Genomic DNA, 20,933 nt, shown 5'->3' with positions numbered 1-20,933 from the left:
TAACCTAAAGTACCCATTTCGTCCTCTCTTTGTTAAACATTATTGATCAAAGTTTATCACACTTCTTAGGCTTTGAGAATTTTCTCTGCACAAGCGGTCATTTTTGCTAAATCTTTTACGCCTTTATGCTGCTCTACACCAGAATTGAGATCGACACCTAAACAACCTTGCGCGAGTGCCTGCTCGATATTTTCAGCTGAAATGCCACCGGCAAGCATTGCTTTTTGTTTTAATTCGTTCGGAATGAGCTGCCAGTTAAATGTTTTACCGGTACCTCCCTGTTGCGTACCATTTTTGCTATCAAGGATATAACGTGCCACGAGCGGATTATCGTGATATTCAACTGTTTCCGCTTGAACATCTATCGAAATTGCCTGCCAGATTTGCGTTTTTCCGGCTAATTTTGCTGAGAGCTCAGCAATATAGGCTTCATCTTCTGAGCCGTGTAGCTGAACCGCATATAACTCAAGCTGTTTTGCGATTTTTTCGACAAATTCGACCGCTTGATTTTGGAATACGCCGACATAATGTAATGGCGCATTCACCACTAATTCTTGCGCTTGACGTAACGATAACTGACGAGGCGAATTTTCAGCAAAAATTAATCCACCATATAAAAAGCCGTTTTCATACACCGCTTTTACATCTTGTGTACGGGTTAAACCACACACTTTATTTTCACCGAAAATAACAGAACGTACCGCATTATTTAAATCCGTACTACCCATCAAACTGCTACCGATCAAAAATGCGTGTGCAAACGGCTTAATTGCTTTTACCTGTGAATGATCATAAATACCTGATTCTGAAATCAAACGGACATCTGCCGGAATTTGATCCTGATATTTTTCTACCAAACGCACAATGCGATTCATATCCACCGTCAGCGTATGCAAATCACGGTTATTCACGCCAATCACTTTTGCACCCAATGCTAACGCTCGCTCAAATTCTTCATCCGTACTAGTTTCGGTTAAAACCCCCATCCCTAAAGAGTGAGCTAAATCCGCCAATCTGCGATAAGTTTCGTCATCAACTACCGATAACATCAGCAAAATTGCATCCGCATTCGAATAACGAGCCAAATACACCTGATACGGCGAAATCATAAAATCTTTGCATAAGATTGGTTGCATTGTTTGGCGTTTGACCTGATCGATATAACGAAAATCGCCCTGAAAATATTGCTCATCAGTTAGCACAGAAATGACGGAAGCGTAATGTTTATAGACCTGCGCAATCGCATCCAAATCAAACTCGGCACGAATCAGTCCTTTGGAAGGTGAAGCCTTTTTACACTCTAAAATATATGCAGGCACTTGGTGCGAAGCTGTCGCTAATGCCGCATAAAAATTGCGATCAGCAGTAACAATTTGCTGTTGGAATTGTGAAAGTGGAAAAGTTTTTTGTTTGTTTTCGACCCAAACAGCTTTATCTTGTACGATTTTTTGCAGAATAGTTGGCTGATTTTGCATATTTTCTCTTTTTATTATGAATTGGTGGATAACACAGATAATGCTAGAATACGGCACTTATTTTTATTTATCAATAAATTCACTATGCTTATTACCAAACTTCATAAAATGCGTACTTTGCTTGATAAGCATCGTCCTCTCAATATTGCTGTAATGAAAAACATTCAAGCGGATTTAATGCTGAAATATAATCAGCAATCCAATGCGATAGAAGGAAATACATTAGATATATTTGAAACTCGCGTGTTACTTGAAAGTGGCATTACCGCTAACGGAAAGCCTTTTAAGGATCATTTAGATATTATTAATCACCAAGAGGCGATTGGTTACTTAATCGATCTCGTAAAAGAAAATGCACCGCTGACAGAAGTGACAATAAAAAATTTCCACTATTTGTTACTACAAAAAACCGATAATGCACGAGAAGCCGGACAATACCGTAATGTACCAGTCGTCATTAATGGCGCGGAACATCAACCTCCACAACCTTTTTTAGTTCATCCGCAAATGGAAGAATTAATGCGTTGGAACCAAGAAAACCTCAATATATTAGAACCTATTGAACGCATTGCGATGCTACATAACAAATTTGTGGCAATTCACCCTTTTATTGATGGTAATGGACGTACTGGACGTTTATTGATGAATTTAGAATTAATGAAAGCAGGTTTCCAAGTGACGATTTTAAAAGCTGAGAATCGAGCTGACTATTATCGTGCATTGGCGTTAGGTGATTTAGGCAATTATCAACCGATCACGGAGTTTATTGCGAAAGCCGTTTATGAAACAATGGAACGCACCTTAAACCTTATTTACCCGAACTGGATTAACGAACTCAATTAAATATGAAAACCAAAGTTAGACAACATTTAACCGATTTAGAAATTGCGTTGCGTACGCACAAGCAATGGGATGCGGTTGCGCCGAGCTTGGAAGACTTAGCGAACGATCAGCCGTTTTGTATCGGAACGCTTAGCCCGACTCAATGGTTACAATGGATTTTTATTCCTCGTATGCACGCGCTTTTAGATGCTGGTGCAGATTTACCACGCAACTTTTCAATTACGCCTTACTTGGAAGAAGCCCTAAAAGACGAAAGCTATTTACAAGCGATTCATCAGCCAGTGTTATTGATTGAATTATTATTAAAGGACTAAATGGAACTGGAAATTTTATACCGTGATGATGAACTGATTGCTATCAACAAACCGGCTGGAATGTTAGTTCACCGATCATGGCTGGATAAACACGAAACGCAGTTTGCAATGCAAACGTTACGTGATCAAATCGGTCAGCACGTCTTCCCGATTCATCGCTTAGATCGCCCGACTTCCGGTGTGTTATTGTTTGCATTAAATAGTGAAATGACTCGCCTAATGAGTGAACAATTTGAACAGCACCAAATGGAAAAAGGCTATTTAGCAGTGGTGCGGGGCTATCTGCTCGACAAAGGCGAGATCGATTATCCATTAAAAGTAATTCTAGACAAAATTGCCGATAAGTTTTCTCAGCCGAAAGAAGCCCAACAAGCGGTCACTTTTTACCAAAATCTTGCAAGTGTCGAAATGCCTTATCCGGCAGGTAAACACCAAACGGCACGTTACAGTTTGGTTGAATTATTACCGAAAACGGGACGTAAGCACCAACTACGCCGCCATATGAAGCATTTATTTCATCCGATTATGGGCGATACCAAATACGGTGACTTGCACCAAAATCGTACTTTAACCGAGAAAACCGGTTGTGACCGATTAATGCTACATTCGCATTTTTTGAAATTTACACATCCGAAAACAGCGCAAAAAATCGAAATTTTTGCACCGCTTGATGAACAATGGCAACGTTTGTTTATGCAATTCAATTGGCAATTTAGCCATTTTTATTAGACATTAAGGATTCTATATGGATAATGCTCTACTTTCTTTAACCCATGAACAGCAACAAGCTGCTGTGGAACAAATTCAAGAACTGATGGCGCAAGGCGTAAGCAGTGGCAAAGCGATTCAAATTATTGCCAATCGTTTAAGAGAAGCTCATCAGAAAAATACATCGGAGAACAATTCATGAAAAAATTATTTGCACTTGCACTCACAGCAATGAGCGTTTCAAGCTATGCAGAAACCAAACCGGCGGTTAACACTCAACCAATGCTGAGAATGCAAGTGTTGGATATGAGCAGCAACGTACCAAGCCCGGTAGCGAACAATCAGCTTTCACTCAGCAAAAAACACCAACTCTGTTGGGTTGCATTTAATATGCCGTTTAAAGCGTCTAACCAAGTGATTGAAGTTTTACAAGCCCCTTCAACCTTAAAAGTAACGTCTGAAGACGGTAATGTGGTCTCGACATCCGATCAACAAACCCACCGTATTACCACATTATTAAAAGGTTCGAATAACGAACGCTTAGATAAATGTTGGAGCTTTGAAAAGACTGACCCGACAGGGAAATATAGCTTAACAATTCAAGTGAATGATGTAGTATTCCCTCCACAACCGTTTGAAGTTGTAAAATAAACCAAACGCCACTCAATGTAGTGGCATTTTTTAGTTTTTTGATAAACGTTGTTCGATTTTTGCTAGATTCTCTTCAAAATAGGCTTTGCTTGTTAAATATTGCTGCGCTTCTGCCCAACTGTTCAGTGGCAAACCCGCTAATTGCTTAAAGTAATCTAATACTTCTAAATCTTGTTCAACGGTACGAATATAATCCGCTAATTGTTGCAGTAATGCCTCACCGGAACTATTCTCGATCGCTTTGCTAATTTGTTGCTTAAATTTAACCACTTGTCCAACTAAATAGCCTCGTTGCGCTTTACTTAAATTACTAAACCACATACCGTCTTTACGTGGCATTTGCTTTAATAACAACAAGATATCATTTAGGTTACCGCTTTTAAGTTCCAACTCCAATTCACAAATCGTTTCCTCACCAAAACCATTTTTTATCATGCCTTGATCCAATGCCACTTCAATTTGCGATTGATTGCACTTAATTAGCCATTTACGGCGAGTAAAATCGGTACTAAAAGTTGGCGAAAGTTGCTGCGCAATCTGTTCCGCTTGTGAGATTTGCAAATTAAAGTGCGAATTTAACCGCTTGAAATCCGGCTGATAGCTTTCCAACGGTAAGTTATATTCAGGGCGCATATGCAACCCATCGACAACTTCACCCTTCGTTTTTAAAGTCATCTCGTACTTTTGATTATGGTTACGCACTCGCAACCCCATTTTTTGCTGGGCAAAAAACTGTTCCGGCGTATCAAAATAAGTGTTCCCTAATATATCGGTCGCTTGCGACAAAACATTCTGTTGTGTAAACCAATCCGCTAATGCTTCCACATTCTCCGCTTTTAACATGATTTTTAGCTCGATTTCATTTTCCATTAAAGTATCCCGTTTATTTAGTTGTATAATTCGTTTTATTTTAACAATTTACAGCGTATTCGAGAAATGTTTAACAAAATCCAAAGCAAACTGCATAAATTTGTGCAACGTGGTTTAGATAATCATCTTCGCCTTGCCGTGACCGGTTTAAGCCGTAGCGGCAAAACTGCCTTTATTACCAGTTTTGTCGATCAGCTATTGCATATCAATAAAGACAGCCATGCGCACGTCAACTTATTTGGAGCGGCTCGCAACGGGCAAATCCTTTCGGTAAAGCGAGTTGAACAGGGCGACTTGACTATTCCCCGTTTTGAATACGATAAAAACCGTCAATGTTTAGAAAACGATCCGCCGGTATGGGCGCCTTCCACCACCGGTATCAGTGAAATTCGTTTAGCGATCCGTTACCAACGCCAAGACGGTTTAATCAAACATTTAAAAGAAACCGGTACGCTCTACTTGGATATTTTCGATTATCCGGGCGAGTGGCTGTTGGACTTACCGCTACTCTCGCAATCTTTCAAACAATGGTCACAAGCTCAGCAATTAGTGCATAAAGGAAAACGTGCGGAACTGGCACAGCCTTGGTTACAAGCGGTCAAAAAATTAGATCTTTTTGCTAAAGCAGACGAAAACCAACTTGCCGAATTAAGCGAAATTTACACTGCTTATTTGTTGGAATGTAAACAAGCCGGTATGCAATATATTCAGCCGGGACGATTTGTCTTACCGACTGAAAATTCAAAGGGTGCACCGGTTTTTCAATTCTTCCCGTTATTAGATTTAAGTGAAGCGGATTGGGAAAAACTCGAGAACTCGTCGGCAAACAGCACGTTCCAAATGCTTAAAAAACGTTACAATCAATATCAACAAAAGATTGTTAAACCGTTTTATGAAGACTATTTTTCACAATTCGACCGCCAAGTGATTCTTGCCGATTGCTTAACGCCGTTAAACTACGGCTTAGAGGCATTTTTAGAAATGAAAATCGGCTTGCAACAATTATTCAAGCATTTTCATTACGGCAACCGTTCGCTGTTTCGTCGTCTGTTTTCATCCAATATCGATAAGCTATTATTTGTCGCAACCAAAGCGGATCATATCACCAGCGATCAACTGCCAAATTTAGAAAGCTTAATGCGTCAGTTAGTGCAAGAAGGCGGACGACACGCCGCTTTTGACGGTATTGAAACCGGCTATCACGCCATTTCGGCAATTCGAGCGACCGCTCCGGTGGTGGTTACCCAAAACGGTACGCAAATTAAAGCGATTCGAGGCATTCGTTCAACCGATAAAAAACAAGTGACGCTTTACCCCGGCACGGTACCAAGCCGTTTACCCGATGCAAATTATTGGCAATTTAACCGCTTTGAGTTCGATCAGTTTGAACCGAAACCGCTCGCCTACGGTGAACCGATTCCGCATTTACGTATGGATGCGGTGTTACAATTCTTATTGGCGGATATGTTGGAATAACAATGGCAAGCGGTCATTTTTGCAAAATTTTTCGCAAATTTAACCGCTTGTTGCTTGATTTTAAACGGTTACTGTTCACTGTTAGGCGGCTTTGCGGTAGAATCTTATAAATTTTTCTCAATCTTTTTAAATTATGGCAAAAAAACCAAAAGTAGCTTCGAATACGATTGCACTAAATAAACGTGCTCGTCATGAATATTTTATCGAAGAAGAAATTGAAGCCGGCTTAGAATTACAAGGCTGGGAAGTAAAATCGCTGCGTGCCGGTAAGGCGAATATCGGTGACAGTTACGTGACATTTCGTAACGGCGAAGCATTTCTGTTCGGTGCAACCATTACCCCATTGAATATGGCTTCCACTCACATTGTTTGTGACCCGACTCGTACCCGCAAATTGTTATTGAATAAACGTGAACTGGATTCGCTATTCGGTAAAGTAAATCGAGATGGCATGACAGTTGTGGCATTATCGCTCTACTGGAAAAATGCGTGGGCGAAAGTGAAAGTCGGCGTGGCAAAAGGTAAAAAACTCCACGATAAACGTGAAGACATTAAAGACCGTGAATGGCAAGTAGCAAAACAGCGTATTATGAAAAACGCAAATCGTGGCTAATTTCAAAACTACGGATAACAGCAAGCACGGAACAAGCGGTCAAATTTGACCCGTTTTTTACATCGCCGAGCCATCTGTGCCGTCCGTAGTCACAATTAAAAATTAAGGAATAAAAAATGATCGACCAAAATCTTCTTCGTACTAATTTAGACGATGTTGCAAATGCACTTAAAGTTAAACGCGGTTTTACCCTTGATGTAGAGCGTGTGAAAACATTGGAAGAACAACGCAAAACACTTCAAGTAAAAACCGAAACTCTACAAGCGGAACGTAATGCCCGTTCGAAAAATATCGGTGCGGCAAAAGCACGTGGCGAAGATATTTCTGCATTATTAGCGGAAGTAGATAATATGGGTAACGAATTAAACGAAGCGAAAGTCGCTTTAGACCAAGTAGAAGCGGAAATTCGTGAGTTACTCTTATCTGTGCCGAACTTACCGGCTGACGAAGTGCCGTTAGGTAAAGACGACACGGAAAACTTAGAAGTGTCACGTTGGGGCGAACCTCGTCAATTTGACTTTGAAGTAAAAGATCACGTGGCATTAGGCGAAGCGTTAAACGGTTTAGATTTTGCTGCCGGCGTAAAATTAACGGCTAGTCGTTTTGTGGTAATGAAAGGCAAGCTTGCTCGTTTACACCGTGCCTTATCGCAATTTATGTTAGATCTTCACACTGAACAACACGGCTATGTAGAAACGAACGTGCCATTCTTAGTCAACCACGACACGCTGTTCGGCACCGGTCAATTACCAAAATTCGGCGAAGATTTATTCCATACTCAACCATTAACAGGTCAAGATCCTAATGAAACACAACATCCGTTCAGCTTAATTCCAACAGCAGAAGTACCGGTAACTAACTTAGTACGTGACGAAATTATTGATGAAGACAGCTTACCGTTACGTTATACGGCACACACGCCGTGTTTCCGTTCTGAAGCAGGTTCTTACGGTCGTGATACACGTGGTTTAATCCGTATGCACCAATTTGAAAAAGTAGAAATGGTACAAATCGTTGCACCGGAAAAATCAATGGAAGCATTAGAAGAATTAACCGGTCACGCTGAAAAAGTATTACAACTTTTAGGCTTACCATACCGTAAAGTTCTACTTTGCACCGGCGATATGGGCTTCGGTTCGGCGAAAACTTACGATTTAGAAGTTTGGCTACCGGCACAAAACACTTACCGTGAAATTTCTTCTTGTTCAAATATGTGGGATTTCCAAGCTCGCCGTATGTCTGCACGTTACAAAGCAAAAGGCGATAAAAAAACTCGCTTAGTCCACACCTTAAACGGTTCAGGTTTAGCGGTTGGTCGTACTTTAGTTGCAGTACTTGAAAACTATCAAAATGCTGACGGTTCGATCACTGTTCCAGAAGTATTACGTCCATATATGGGCGGCGTGGAAGTGATTACGGCTTAATCGCTCTACTGAAATAAACACAAGCGGTCTGAATTTGTTAATTTTTTGCAAATTCAGACCGCTTATTTTTTTATCGCTACATTAGCTAAAAATAACGTTGCTAAAATCATACCGGGTGCGGTACGTTTTACCATTTCGACCGGACTAACCATAGCCAATCCTGCACAAACAATCGTCACTCCGGCAATCGGTGACATCGTACGACCGATAGCACCGGCAATTGCTGCCGCCATCCCTAAATTCACGTGGGTATAACCCAATTCCATTGCGTGTGGTGTTACAGCCGTATTAAATGCGATCGCTGCTGCGTCTCCCGAGCCAGTAACAATCCCCATTAGGAACGGACCGATAGTTGCTCCCCAACGCACAAATTCATTTGAATGTTTAAGGAATTCAATCGCTGAATCCACCGCACCGGTTGCTTTTAAGCCGGAGACAAACACACTTGCGGCAATAATAATACCGAGAACATTAGCATACGAATTACCCATACCGTTGAAAAATTCTTCGGTAATTTTAACCGGTGAAATACGGGTTACAATAATCGCATAAATCGCACCGATTAACATCGCTTGCGGTACGCCCATTTGTGCCCATTCTAAGCCCGGCGCTTTTTGTAATTCGGTACCGCCGATAACCAGAATAATTAACGGTAATAACGGTGCGAGCGCATATAACGGATTAACGCCGCTAAATTTAGTTTCTGCATTTTGGTGTTCAGCTAAATAGGCTTTACGGTGTTCCTCACCGTAATCTTTCAAAATAATTGCCATGACCGTTAAAGCAATCGCACCGATAGCACCGGCAATCGTTGTGTAAGGAGCGTGGGCTAAATTCACTTCGGTAATGGTTAAATTTGACATTTCACTTAACATTGCCGAATGGGAAGAACCAGGGCTCATCATCGAACCGAATGTACCGGCTAAAATTGCCGCACCGGCGGTTGCTGGTCGAATATTTGCACTTTTTAATACCGGAATTAAGGTTGCCCCTACCGCAGCCGCACAACCTGCTGCAGAAGGAATTGCAATATTGATAAAGAAAGTCAGAATCGTTGCAATCGGAATCAAAAAGAATTTCAAACCGCTTAACGGTTTAGTAAGCAAATGAACTAAATGCGTGTCGCATTGCGTATATTTCATCACATAAGCAAAACCCATACTGGAACAAATCGCCATAATCAGACCACTTGAAGTCATTGATTTAGCAAAGGCGTCTAATGCCCCCATCGGATTAAGCGTCACTACTGACATCAATAAACCGATACCAATTAATACCGTTCGGGTTTCATATTTTTTAATTAGCAGATAAATCGTTGCTAAGATACCTATCACAGCAACAAAAGGTTTTAACTCATCCATAAAAATTCCTTAGTAAATAAATGTTGAATGTACACTATGCGTTGTTAATTGCATATTTTTGCTAAAACAGAGAATATTTTGTGCTCCCAGTACGGTCGCTTGTTCTCCTTGAATGTGTAAGGCCGTACCCTCCGGCAGTGCATAAACCTGAGCTTGTGGGTTAACGATCAAAAATTCTTCCAAACGCTCTTCTCGACTTTCGCCATTATGTCCTTGCATTTTGCCGGAAATAAAATGTGGATTAATTTGATGTGGAAAGAGATTTAACGCATTAAAAGACGGTGAGTAAGTAATCGGCATATCATTAGTGGTCATAATCGAACTACCAGCAACATTTGCACCGGCACTCTAGCTGAAATAAGACGCTCCGCTATTTACTTTGGTTCGGATAGCATCCAGTAAATTATGTTCATACATTTGCTTCAATAAGCAGAAAGTATTACCGCCGCCAATCGAAATCACATCTGCTTGTTCGATAATTTGGCTCAATGCACCGATACGATTTCAACCTCTAAAGCTTGTAATGCGTTTTTTACGGTCATTTCATATCCATCAAAAGAACGGCATACGCCTGCACAAGACACAAAAGCTACTTTCTTGCCTTTATAGTCCTAAAAATTGTGCTAACCAAGGCAAAGTATGCACTAAATAAGCTGTATCTTTATATTTTGAACCGCTCATCAATAACATATTTCTTCATAATGATGCTTCTATTGTTAACTCTAAACCTTATTATCTTGTGATAGAAATAAAAATCAAAAATAAGATATTGTTTTTTGATACTCGTCACAAAATAAGTTGGGATTTCGTTCTGTAAACAATATTTTTCACAAAAACACACCACCAAAAAAGTTCTGTAAAGTTATATAAATTAATTGATTTAAATCAATATTTATAATATAAAAACGGGATAGACTTTTAACGCTGTCAAGGCGGAGGTCTTACCTTAAGAAGTGCGATAACTTTTAATTTATACCTCCTGCGCCAAAAACTGAGAAATCCCGACTTAATAAATATAATTATTTCCGTTTTTTTGGCGCTTACTTTATTTTTTAGCTTATATAGGAATTAATAATGCTTTCATTTTTTTTGTTTGTCGGAACATTTTGGTACGCTTGGTACTATATTTCTAAATTATTGCAAACAAAAGGAAAAAATAAACTTATTAGCCATTCTTGCGGTGGTCTATTCGGTTTAGTTATGGCAAGCATGTCATTGTTTACCTATGGCCCCGAAAAAGTCGAGTCGGAAAACCCCAAAATTTTACCAACAGTGCCTCGAACTACGGTTTATACACCGACATCAGCACAATCTCTTATTCAGGAAAATCCTACTCAAGCTTATTTAAGTAATAGCTTAGTAACACCATTACCAAAAGCGGAATCAACGGAAGATGAAGCTCATATCACAATCCGTTCCTCTTATTCTCCACAACATCTTGAACAAATTAATAAAGAACAGTCCGTTTCTCGCTTGGTGGCGCATAGTTCAGGGAAAACCAAGGAACTTTCTAAATCTCCTAAGAATACCCATGTCATAGAAAACCAAAATCAAAGTATGAAGAAAGTCGTTCGAAATGAACAACCTTCTTTAAAATCATTGAAAAAATCCCAAAATGAGGAGTTATCTTTCCAATGTAGTAATAGTAAACGTCGTTGTGAACAGATGGATAACTGCGCAAAAGCCAAATACCATTTACGTCATTGCGGGGTGAAAAGTTTAGATAGAGACCGCGATAGAGTACCTTGTGAAAGCTTATGCGGTTAACGAGTTCTCGCTATATAGCAGTAATTGGGAACTTTTCTCATTAATTTGTTGTTATTAAAAATATAAATATCGTACATTTTCTATGCTGGTACAAGTCCTTACCTCTATCTAACGCTTATGTCACCTTTATGAAGATGCTATTCTGCTCACCTATTACTTATGGGAAATTTCAATGTGTTAGTTCTTGATTTTATGTTTTTAGGCGCCCTCGGTTATTGCGCTTATTTAGCGATAAGCAATTAAATAATTTCTGCTTTCGAATGTTTTGCCAAGCGCAGAATATTACGGACTCAAAAATTGATAAGATAATGCCTTTTTGGTTTTCCAAAAGAGCATTGTTTTTATACAAACTTGCAAAAAATCCCTAAAATCCTACCGCTTTCCATTCAAAAAAAGGCATTTTTACGGTATGCTAGATACAATTTTTTTCGATAAGTTTTAAAGGTCAAAATTTATGCAACAACAATATAACCCAAGTGCAATTGAGCCGAAAGTTCAACAATACTGGGCTGAAAATAAGGTGTTTAAAGCCGTTAAAGATGTAACCAAAGAGAAATACTATTGCCTTTCAATGTTGCCGTATCCATCAGGCAAATTACATATGGGTCACGTGCGTAACTATACGATCGGCGATGTGGTTTCTCGTTATCAGCGAATGATCGGCAAAAATGTGTTGCAACCAATGGGTTGGGACGCATTCGGTCTGCCAGCGGAAGGGGCGGCGGTCAAAAATAATACCGCACCAGCCAAATGGACTTATGAAAACATTGAGTATATGAAAGGTCAGCTCAAAATGTTGGGCTTTTCTTACGATTGGGATCGTGAGGTGACGACTTGCCGTCCAGAATACTACAAATGGGAGCAGTGGTTCTTCACCGAGTTGTACAAAAAGGGCTTGGTCTATAAAAAAACCTCAACAGTGAACTGGTGTCCGAACGATGAAACGGTGTTGGCGAACGAGCAAGTCCACGAGGGCTGCTGCTGGCGTTGCGATACCCCTGTGGAACAACGTGAAATTCCGCAATGGTTTATCAAAATTACCGATTATGCCGAGCAGTTGCTCAATAGCCTTGACGATTTACCGCAATGGCCAGACCAAGTGAAAACAATGCAACGGAACTGGATCGGACGTTCTGAGGGGGTGGAAATCACCTTTAAAATCGCGGGTTCAAATGCGACTTTGCCCGTTTACACGACCCGTCCAGATACCTTCTTTGGCGTGAGTTATGTGGCGGTAGCGGCGGCTCACCCGTTGGCGACAATGGCGGCGGAAAATAATCCTGAACTGGCTAAATTTATTCAAGAGGCGAAAAATACCAAAGTGGCCGAGGCAGAACTCGCCACAATGGAAAAGAAAGGAATGGCGACTGGTTTGTTCGCGATTCACCCTTTAACGGGCGAAGAAGTGCCAGTGTGGGTGGCAAATTTCGTGCTAATGCACTACGGCACGGGGGCGGTAATGGCCGTGCCAGCCCACGATGAGCGTGATTTTGAATTTGCTCAAAAATACGGCTTGCAAATTAAGCAAGTTATCGCACCGCTTGATGGGGCGGAATGGGATTTCTCAAAAGCGGCGTTTACCGAACACGGTAAGTTGATCCACTCGGGCGAATTTGACGGTTTAGGCTTTGATGAGGCGTTTAACGGTATCGCCAACAAGCTCGAACAAATGGGCGTGGGGAAACGTCAAGTCAACTTCCGCTTGCGTGACTGGGGCGTTTCTCGCCAACGTTATTGGGGCGCGCCAATCCCAATGATGACGACCGAGGACGGCGAAGTAGTAACCGTGCCGTTGGCGGATCTACCGGTGATTTTACCCGAAGATGTGGTGATGAACGGCGTACAAAGCCCGATCAAAGCCGATCCAGAATGGGCGAAAACGACTTACAACGGCAAGCCTGCCATGCGTGAAACCGATACCTTCGACACCTTTATGGAATCTTCGTGGTATTACGCGCGCTACACCTGCCCACAATTCAACGAGGGAATGCTCGACAGCGATGAGGCGAATTATTGGTTGCCAGTCGATCAATACATCGGCGGTATCGAACACGCCACAATGCACTTGCTCTATTTCCGTTTCTTCCACAAATTGATGAGAGATGCTGGCTTAGTCAATAGCGATGAGCCTGCGACTAAATTATTGTGTCAAGGAATGGTGTTGGCGGACGCGTTCTACTACACCAGCCCAACCAATGAGCGTATTTGGGTCAGCCCAACCCAAGTTACCTTAGAGCGTGACGACAAAGGGCGTATCATTAAAGCGACCGATCCTGAGGGACGTGAGTTGGTGCATACGGGTATGACCAAAATGTCCAAATCGAAAAATAACGGGATCGACCCGCAAGAAATGGTCGAAAAATACGGTGCGGACACCGTGCGTCTGTTTATGATGTTCGCCTCGCCAGCGGAAATGACCCTCGAATGGCAAGAATCGGGCGTGGAAGGGGCAAAACGTTTCTTAGGGCGTGTGTGGAATTTGGTGTACGAATACCGCAAAGATCCTGCAAAAGTTTCGCTCGATCCGACCGCTTTAAGCAAAGCACAAAAAGAACTTCGCCGTGATGTGCATAAAACCATCGCCAAAGTGAGCGATGACATTGGTCGCCGTCAAACCTTCAACACGGCGATTGCGGCGATTATGGAATTGATGAACAAGCTCACCAAAGCCAGCCTCGAAAGCGACCAAGACAAAGCGGTGATGGCGGAGGCGTTGAGTGCGGTGGTGCGTATGCTCTACCCGATCACGCCACACATCTGCTTTGAGTTGTGGCAAGCGTTAGGCAATGAAAACTCGATTGACTTCGCCCCTTGGGTTGAGGCGGACGAAACCGCAATGGTGGAAGACGAAAAACTCGTGGTGGTGCAAGTCAACGGCAAGGTGCGTGGTAAAGTAACCGTGCCAGCAACGGCGAGCGAGGACGAAGTCAAAGCGATTGCGAAAGCGGATGCAAACGTAGCGAAATTCTTAGAAGGCGTAGAAATCGTGAAAGAAATCTATGTACCGTATAAAATGTTAAGTTTTGCAGTAAAAGCCTAATAGCATAGGGGCGAACTGTATTCGCCCTTTATTTGTAGATTATGATGGAAAAGGGCGTACCCAGTACCTCCTACAAACGAATTTAAATGGGAGTTCCCAATGTTAAAAAAACTCACGCTGTTAGCAATTCTCGGTTTAACCGCTTGCAGTTGGCACTTCAAAAACAATGAAGTTCTGCCGCAAGATTTGCGTATACTGACATTTGAAAGTGCTGATCAGCATAGCGATATGTCACGTACATTACGCCATCAGTTACAGCTTAATGATGTGAAATTAGTTTCTGCTACAGAAGGCGTCGCTAAATTACGTCTTGTTGGTGCTTCAAGCAGCAGTAAAGTCGTTTCAGTGTTTAAACAAGCACGTGAAGCGGAAAAATTACTAACGTTAAATGTACAAGCAATCGTGGATGTACCGAAAAAAGGTGCATATCCGTTAGAGGTTTCCGTTCACCGTACTTTCTTTGATGACTCTCGTGCTGCATTGGCAAAATCGGCTGAGCAAGAAATGATTATGAAAGATATGTATGAGCAAGCTTCTCGCCAACTTATCATCAAAATGGCTGGCTTACATAAAGAATTAAATCAAGCTAAATAATTCATTAACCACAGATAACACGGATTTCACGCAAGCAAGCGGTTAAATTCTTGCGCTTTTTTGCAAACCGGCAATCCGTGTTTATCCGTGTAATCCGTGGTTTTCAATATGCAAAAAGTTTTCCCTGAAGCACTTCCTAACGTTTTATCAAAAAGTCTCTCCCCTTTCTATCTACTGACAGGTAACGATCTTCTACTAACTAACGAAAGTAAAGATCACATCGTACAATCTGCTCGTTTAGCAGATTTCGATGAAAAACAAGAAGTTAGCATTGCAAATGACACTAGATGGGAAGATCTTTTTGAGGCGGCACAATCAAACGGTTTGTTCTTTAACCGCCAAATTATTATTATCAACCTGCCGGAAATGCCAACTGCAGCACAAATGAAGAATGTCGCCGAGTTATGCCGTTTTAGCCATCCGGATCTATTGTTGGTTCTCTGCTTGCCGAAATTCAGTAAGGCAATGGAAAAACAAGCATGGTTTAGCCAAATTGAAGCGCAAACTGTGCAAGTCAATTGCCAAACACCGGAAATTGCAAAATTACCAAACTGGCTTTTACAACGAGCCAAAGCGATGGAACTACAGATTGAGCCGAAAGCCATTCAATTGCTCTGTTATAGCTATGAAGGAAATTTATTGGCGCTAAAACAAGCATTACAGATGCTGCAACTCCGTTTTAACGACGGAAAAATTTCACTGGCTCGTGCTAAAGAAGTAGTAGAACAATCTGCACAATTTTCACCGTTTCAATGGATTGATGCGTTATTAGAAGGAAAAATTGCCCGTTCGGAACGCATTTTAAAGCACCTACAAAATGAGGAAGTTCAACCGGTTGTCTTGTTACGTATTATTCAAAAAGAGCTACTGGTGCTACTGGAAATAACCCGCTCTCCGCAACCGGTACAAAATAGCAATCAACCATTATATATGGGTAATTTACGTGCAGAATTTGACCGTTTGAAGGTCTGGCAAAATCGCCGTCCTTTTTATCAAACGGTCGTGCGGCGCTTAACTTATAAAAAGCTATATCAACTTATTCAATGCTTGGCGGAATTGGAAAAGCAAGTAAAACAAGACTTTAGTGATGAAATTTGGTTGGAGTTAGAACGCTTTTCAGCCTATTTTGAATAGAGGAATAAAAACGGAAGCTACTACAAGCAGTTAAATTTTATGATAAATTTGCAATAGCTTCCGTCATCGTTATTAGTTAGTAATGCCCTTCTAAATCCGAAGTCATTACATCATTCTCAACTGCAACGATACGCTTTTCTTCACTAGCCCATTCACCCAAATCGATCAATTGACAACGTTCGCTACAAAACGGGCGATATTTACTTTCTGCCTTCCAAATCACGTCTTGATGACAAGTCGGACAATTTACGATAGTTTCTGACATTTGTTTTCCTTCTGTTGAGCTAAACCTAAATAGGATTGGTGTAACATTGCGACTCGTGTTTTTATAACTTCGAGACCTTGTTCCAGCAGTAAATTATTTTCAATCACATCGTCCGCATACCGTAAACGCTCTTCTCGGCTCACTTGTGATGCCATAATGCTTTTAATTGTTTCAACATTACTTTGATCTCGCTTGGTTGCACGTTCCAGCTGAATAGCAGGCTCTACATCAATAACCAATACTCGGTCACAAAATTCAGTGAGGTTATTTTCAATCAGTAACGGTACCACAAATAATAGATAAGGAGCTGAACACGCTTGAATTTGGCATAACATTTCTTGACGAATGGCAGGATGTAATAAGTTATTTAACCATATTTTTTCTTGTTCTTGATGAAAGATAATTTGGCGTAACTTAGCACGATCCAATTCCCCCTGAGAAGTTAAAATCTCATTGCCAAAATGCTCGGCAATTTTGCTCAATAGTGGAGAACCTTTTTCAACCACTTGGCGTGCAATAATATCTGCATCAATTAATGGTACACCGAGTTCAGCAAATAAGTTTGCAACTGTCGTTTTACCACTTCCAATTCCGCCGGTTAAACCAACTACATAGGTCATTTGTGATTCCCATACTAACAATTAGACATAAATTCTATCAATAATTAGTACGAAAGTCGAAAAGCTAATAAAAGGAATAAAGGGTAATTTTGCTAAATTATGCTTCATTATAGCTTGATAGCCAAAATAATAAATACAACCGGAAACACAAGCCAATAAGATTAACTTCAACATATCATCAATATTAAACAAAGGAGAAATTGAGCTAATCACTAAGCTATCACCTATACCAAATGCTTCTTTCTTCCAGAGCCACAACATCCCATAATGCAGACAGATAAAAAATAATAAACAGCTCAGTAAAGTATCAATATGTGCCGTAACTGGATCATAGGCAAGCACTAAAACAAACAGTACTGCGACATAACGAATATCGGTCAAATAGTAACAATAATCCAACACACTCAAAAATAGCAAAATCATCAATAAAAATGCGAGTATTGTTGAAGGAATATGAAATGCAAGTAATGGAAAAATCCAGAAGAAATAATTAGACCAATCACTTTGTTTGGGCTGCAATTGTGAATGCTGCTTAAAATAATCATAACTGTGTATAGGAGGCAGTAAACTACTGTATTCTTGATAAACTTGTTGATTAATATGATTAGCAAATAATTTGACTGATCGTTTACACCAAAATGCAAATAAGAATGCAATCATAGTCGCAAAAAATTGATTAAATTTGACTGCTTCCATTACACGAGTCCCCCCAAATCAAAAATCGGCAAATAGAGCCCAATTAAAACCGTGCCAATAATAATCCCCATAAGTAGCATTAAAATCGGCTCCAGTAATTGTGAAAGCAAATCTATTTGATAATCTAATTTCAGCTGATAAATATCGCTAATATGTGTACACATCGCTGCTAAATTAGCACTTTTCTCTCCTATCGTTATCATTTGTACCACTTGCGAAGTGAAGATAGCCGGATTTAGTCCTTCCGAAAATTTATACCCTTGTTTTAATAAAGATAACGTCAACTTTATTTGTTGCTGTAAAAACCGATCATGCATTCTCTCGGATAAAAAAGCGTTTAAGGCAACCTCTAAATGCAGATGAGCACTTAACATTAACGCAAGATTCTGGCTAAAGAAGATAATTCTTGTGTAACGAGTAACTTGATTAAAAAAAGGAATATAGGACAAAAGACGCATCTGACAAGCGGTCAAATTTCCGAATTTTTTTACAAAAAAGAGCAACACCCCAGCGACTACTATACTACTACAGCATAGGAATACCCCATCTTGTCGTAGAAACGCAGAGAGAGAAAACAATAATGACGTTAGCCATGGTAAATTTTGCGCTTTATCCATATATAAGTCGGCAAATTGAGGCACAATGAATACTAACAGCCCTAGAGTCAATACACATGAAATGACTAACACAATCAGCGGATAAAACATAATTTTTCTAACTTTTTTCGTTAATTTTTCGGACTGGCTACGTGTTTTAGCAAGATTATCCAAAACAGTACCTAATTTACCACTTTGTTCACCAATACGAATTAATTGGATTTCTTGCTTAGAAAAATAACGCCCTAATTTCGCTAAACTTGCAGAAAAACTATATCCGGATGTCACAGCAGCATTCAAAGCAAGTAGCCACTGATATAATTTAATATTCGTACAATTTTCCTGCTGCATCATTAACGCTTGTTTAAAAGGAATGGAAGCGTTAATCAATAATGCTAATTGCGTAATAAATTGAGTAATTTCATCTGCTTTAGGATGTCGAGCAAAAGTAAAATTGCGTTGAATATGAATATCTTGATAACCTTTTGCCAAGAGCTTTTGTTCTGCCTCAGCATGATTTTGGGCTAATAAAATACCGCTTTGTTTTTGTTGGAAACGATTCTTCGCTTTCCAGTGAAATTCAAAAATACTAACCATCACCTAACACCCGCTTTACTTCGTCTACTGTTGTTATGTTAGCCGCTAACTTTTGTTCGGCACTGGCTCGTAAGCTGTCATAATCCAAATAAGCGGTTGATTTTTCAAAAAATTTACCTTGTTTCGCAAGTAATTGGTAAATTCCCGTTCGCCCTTTATAACCGTGATAACAGTTATCACATCCTTTTCCGCCACATTGCGGACAACGTTTACGTAATAAACGCTGTGCGATAATCAGTTGCAACGAATTCTTAATCTCATACTCTTTAATCCCTAATTGTAGTAAACGCTCAATCGCAGACGGCGCATCATTCGTATGTAAAGTAGAAAGCACTAAATGTCCTGTTTGCGCTGCTCTTAATGCAATTTCGGCACTTTCCCGATCACGGATTTCACCCAACATAATAATGTCCGGATCCTGACGTAAAAATGTTCTGAGTAATTGACTAAAATCCAATTGAATAGCACGATTTACTTGAGTTTGGATAATCCCTTCTATCTCAATTTCAACCGGGTCTTCTGCCGTCAGAATATGCCGTTCGCTATTATTTAAATAATTTAACGCACTATATAACGTAATACTTTTACCACTGCCCGTTGGTCCTGTCACTAGAATCAGTCCTTGTGGCTGATGTAGTGCCGTAAGTAGTAATTGCTTTTGTTCCAGTGAAAAACCTAATTCCAAAAAATCGAAATGAGTAGGTTTATTCTTTTGTAAACGTAAAACGATTTTTTCACCAAAGCTCGTAGGTAAACTGGATACACGAAAATCTAATGTTTCAGCAGCTACCGTCTTAAAATTAAATTGGCCGTCTTGTGGTAAACGTGTTTCGCTAATATCTAATTTAGCTAGCAATTTAAGCCTCGTGATAATGCGATTAGCTAAGCTAAACGATAAACTTTTATAGATATGCAATACTCCATCAATACGTAATCTAATCAGTAGTTTTTCTTTTTGTGGCTCAAAATGAATATCCGAAGCATTTTGCTTTAAGCAAAATTTAAATAAATTATCTAAAATCTGAATAATAGGATCATTTTGATTGAGTAGTTCTAAATTATCCGGAGATTGATAATTTAACTCGGTTTCTTCATATACGGATTGTTGTTCAGGTGAAAGTTGATTAAGTAAGTACTTCAATTCATCGGAGGAAATCAAAACAGGTTCAATTGTTTTATGCGCAATAAATGCAAAAATTTCACAAGCACTTAAATTATTCATATCATCAATTGCAAGCCATAACGTATCGTCATTCTCTTGAATCGGAATGGCTAAATAACGCAACAAAATATGTTTTTCATCACAATTTTTTTGCCATAACGATTCCGAAATTTCAAATAGCTGCTGGCTGTTCATATCACAAACCGAATACTGCATTTGATTTCCTCCTTATACCGTTATTCCGAACAAAACGCGGCAGGGAATAAACTTTTATCTTCTCCTGAACAAGTCGTTTTCCAAGTTAACGTTTTATTTGAATAATCCGGTGTAAGTGTATAGCCGTATCCTGCTACACTTCCCTTACCATTCACAGTTATGACTCCGGAAGCTACCGAGACAGAAGCTAAATACTTAGAATTTTTAAGATCATCACCATTCTTAATGCCATTCGTTCCGCTAGAACAACTTTTTGTCTCGCCGGTGTTATAAATACAAATTTCTACATCCGTTTTATATGCAGAAGATGCCGCTAACAGTTCGGATAATGCTGCTTTTTTGGTGTAATTGTTATAAGAAGGAATGGCTACCGTTGCTAAAATTGCAATGATTGCAATCACAATCATTAATTCAATCAGGGTAAATGCCTGTTGTATCGGTTTAATTATGTGTTTCATCTATAAGTTCCTTTTTTGTCCACGCTTATTGCGCTCTATTAGTTTGCAAGCTG

General features: G+C 40.1%; 21 protein-coding genes and 1 pseudogene. 12 read left to right on the top strand and 10 right to left on the bottom strand.

Features of this window, described 5'->3' with window-relative positions; translation table 11 throughout:
• Positions 1–65: 65 nt before the first annotated feature.
• Complete coding sequence (trpCF, locus tag C228_RS0106500) at positions 66–1,475, bottom strand: bifunctional indole-3-glycerol-phosphate synthase TrpC/phosphoribosylanthranilate isomerase TrpF (RefSeq protein WP_018651860.1); 1,410 nt, start codon at positions 1,473–1,475, stop codon at positions 66–68.
• 153 nt (positions 1,476–1,628) lie between these two features.
• Between trpCF and C228_RS0106495 the strand changes: the two genes are divergently transcribed.
• The 5 genes from C228_RS0106495 to C228_RS0106475 are packed head-to-tail and all read left to right on the top strand — an operon-like array spanning position 1,629 to position 3,991.
• Positions 1,629–2,318 carry a Fic family protein gene (locus C228_RS0106495; protein ID WP_211214897.1) on the top strand — a complete coding sequence of 230 codons (690 nt, stop codon included), beginning with the start codon at positions 1,629–1,631 and terminating at the stop codon, positions 2,316–2,318.
• Positions 2,319–2,320: 2 nt separating this feature from the next.
• Complete coding sequence (locus tag C228_RS0106490; RefSeq protein ID WP_018651858.1) at positions 2,321–2,632, top strand: YqcC family protein; 312 nt, start codon at positions 2,321–2,323, stop codon at positions 2,630–2,632.
• Positions 2,633–3,361: a tRNA pseudouridine(65) synthase TruC gene (gene truC / locus C228_RS0106485; RefSeq protein WP_018651857.1), complete on the top strand. Its 729-nt coding sequence runs from the start codon at positions 2,633–2,635 to the stop codon at positions 3,359–3,361.
• A gap of 16 nt (positions 3,362–3,377) precedes the next feature.
• Positions 3,378–3,542, top strand: coding sequence for a YoaH family protein (locus C228_RS14100; RefSeq protein ID WP_018651856.1), 165 nt, complete (start codon positions 3,378–3,380; stop codon positions 3,540–3,542).
• Positions 3,539–3,991: a hypothetical protein gene (locus tag C228_RS0106475; protein WP_018651855.1), complete on the top strand. Its 453-nt coding sequence runs from the start codon at positions 3,539–3,541 to the stop codon at positions 3,989–3,991. The genes C228_RS14100 and C228_RS0106475 overlap by 4 nt, the downstream gene beginning before the upstream one ends.
• 30 nt (positions 3,992–4,021) lie before the next feature.
• Here C228_RS0106475 and C228_RS0106470 read toward each other — a convergent pair whose 3' ends face one another.
• On the bottom strand, positions 4,022–4,861 hold the full coding sequence (locus C228_RS0106470) for a CYTH domain-containing protein (protein WP_018651854.1): 840 nt from the start codon (positions 4,859–4,861) through the stop codon (positions 4,022–4,024).
• Between the two features lie 66 nt (positions 4,862–4,927).
• On the opposite strand from C228_RS0106470, the gene C228_RS0106465 reads away from it, so the two are divergent.
• From C228_RS0106465 to serS, 3 genes are all read left to right on the top strand, one after another.
• Entirely contained in the window at positions 4,928–6,337 is a 1,410-nt protein-coding gene (locus C228_RS0106465; protein ID WP_018651853.1) for a YcjX family GTP-binding protein, read from the top strand.
• Between the two features lie 133 nt (positions 6,338–6,470).
• On the top strand, positions 6,471–6,950 hold the full coding sequence (smpB, locus tag C228_RS0106460; RefSeq protein ID WP_005601189.1) for an SsrA-binding protein SmpB: 480 nt from the start codon (positions 6,471–6,473) through the stop codon (positions 6,948–6,950).
• 116 nt (positions 6,951–7,066) lie between these two features.
• Entirely contained in the window at positions 7,067–8,374 is a 1,308-nt protein-coding gene (gene serS, locus C228_RS0106455) for a serine--tRNA ligase (protein WP_018651852.1), read from the top strand.
• 62 nt (positions 8,375–8,436) lie between these two features.
• On the opposite strand, the gene dcuC is transcribed toward serS, so the two are convergent.
• Positions 8,437–9,735 carry a C4-dicarboxylate transporter DcuC gene (gene dcuC, locus C228_RS0106450; protein WP_018651851.1) on the bottom strand — a complete coding sequence of 433 codons (1,299 nt, stop codon included), beginning with the start codon at positions 9,733–9,735 and terminating at the stop codon, positions 8,437–8,439.
• Positions 9,736–9,744: 9 nt separating this feature from the next.
• Positions 9,745–10,425 (bottom strand): annotated as a pseudogene (pepE, locus tag C228_RS13385) (dipeptidase PepE).
• A gap of 384 nt (positions 10,426–10,809) precedes the next feature.
• Between pepE and C228_RS13915 the strand changes: the two are divergent.
• The 4 genes from C228_RS13915 to holA all read left to right on the top strand — a co-directional run bounded on the left by C228_RS13915 (position 10,810) and on the right by holA (position 16,270).
• Entirely contained in the window at positions 10,810–11,502 is a 693-nt protein-coding gene (locus C228_RS13915; RefSeq protein ID WP_018651850.1) for an excalibur calcium-binding domain-containing protein, read from the top strand.
• A 454-nt stretch (positions 11,503–11,956) separates the two neighbouring features.
• Positions 11,957–14,542 carry a leucine--tRNA ligase gene (leuS, locus tag C228_RS0106435; RefSeq protein WP_018651849.1) on the top strand — a complete coding sequence of 862 codons (2,586 nt, stop codon included), beginning with the start codon at positions 11,957–11,959 and terminating at the stop codon, positions 14,540–14,542.
• 99 nt (positions 14,543–14,641) lie between these two features.
• Entirely contained in the window at positions 14,642–15,136 is a 495-nt protein-coding gene (locus tag C228_RS0106430) for an LPS-assembly lipoprotein LptE (protein WP_018651848.1), read from the top strand.
• Between the two features lie 108 nt (positions 15,137–15,244).
• Positions 15,245–16,270, top strand: a complete 1,026-nt coding sequence (gene holA, locus C228_RS0106425) for a DNA polymerase III subunit delta (RefSeq protein WP_018651847.1) — start codon at positions 15,245–15,247, stop codon at positions 16,268–16,270.
• A gap of 76 nt (positions 16,271–16,346) precedes the next feature.
• Here holA and yacG read toward each other — a convergent pair whose 3' ends face one another.
• The 6 genes from yacG to C228_RS0106395 are packed head-to-tail and all read right to left on the bottom strand — an operon-like array spanning position 16,347 to position 20,880.
• Complete coding sequence (gene yacG, locus C228_RS0106420) at positions 16,347–16,535, bottom strand: DNA gyrase inhibitor YacG (RefSeq protein WP_018651846.1); 189 nt, start codon at positions 16,533–16,535, stop codon at positions 16,347–16,349.
• Positions 16,517–17,155 carry a dephospho-CoA kinase gene (gene coaE / locus C228_RS0106415; protein WP_018651845.1) on the bottom strand — a complete coding sequence of 213 codons (639 nt, stop codon included), beginning with the start codon at positions 17,153–17,155 and terminating at the stop codon, positions 16,517–16,519. Before coaE ends, yacG begins: the two co-directional genes overlap by 19 nt.
• A gap of 21 nt (positions 17,156–17,176) precedes the next feature.
• Positions 17,177–17,851, bottom strand: coding sequence for an A24 family peptidase (locus C228_RS0106410; protein WP_018651844.1), 675 nt, complete (start codon positions 17,849–17,851; stop codon positions 17,177–17,179).
• A complete protein-coding gene (locus tag C228_RS0106405; protein ID WP_018651843.1) occupies positions 17,851–19,044 on the bottom strand; it encodes a type II secretion system F family protein in 1,194 nt (397 codons plus the stop codon). The genes C228_RS0106410 and C228_RS0106405 overlap by 1 nt, the downstream gene beginning before the upstream one ends.
• Positions 19,037–20,422 (bottom strand): GspE/PulE family protein, encoded by a 1,386-nt coding sequence (locus C228_RS0106400; RefSeq protein ID WP_018651842.1) that lies wholly within the window; start codon positions 20,420–20,422, stop codon positions 19,037–19,039. The genes C228_RS0106405 and C228_RS0106400 overlap by 8 nt, the downstream gene beginning before the upstream one ends.
• 20 nt (positions 20,423–20,442) lie before the next feature.
• Positions 20,443–20,880 carry a prepilin-type N-terminal cleavage/methylation domain-containing protein gene (locus tag C228_RS0106395; RefSeq protein WP_018651841.1) on the bottom strand — a complete coding sequence of 146 codons (438 nt, stop codon included), beginning with the start codon at positions 20,878–20,880 and terminating at the stop codon, positions 20,443–20,445.
• Positions 20,881–20,933 lie beyond the last annotated feature (53 nt).

This window comes from Actinobacillus capsulatus DSM 19761 (genome assembly GCF_000374285.1).
Lineage (GTDB): Bacteria > Pseudomonadota > Gammaproteobacteria > Enterobacterales > Pasteurellaceae > Actinobacillus > Actinobacillus capsulatus.
Note: the sequence above shows the minus strand (reverse complement) of the source record. Positions and strands in the feature narration are given on the sequence as shown.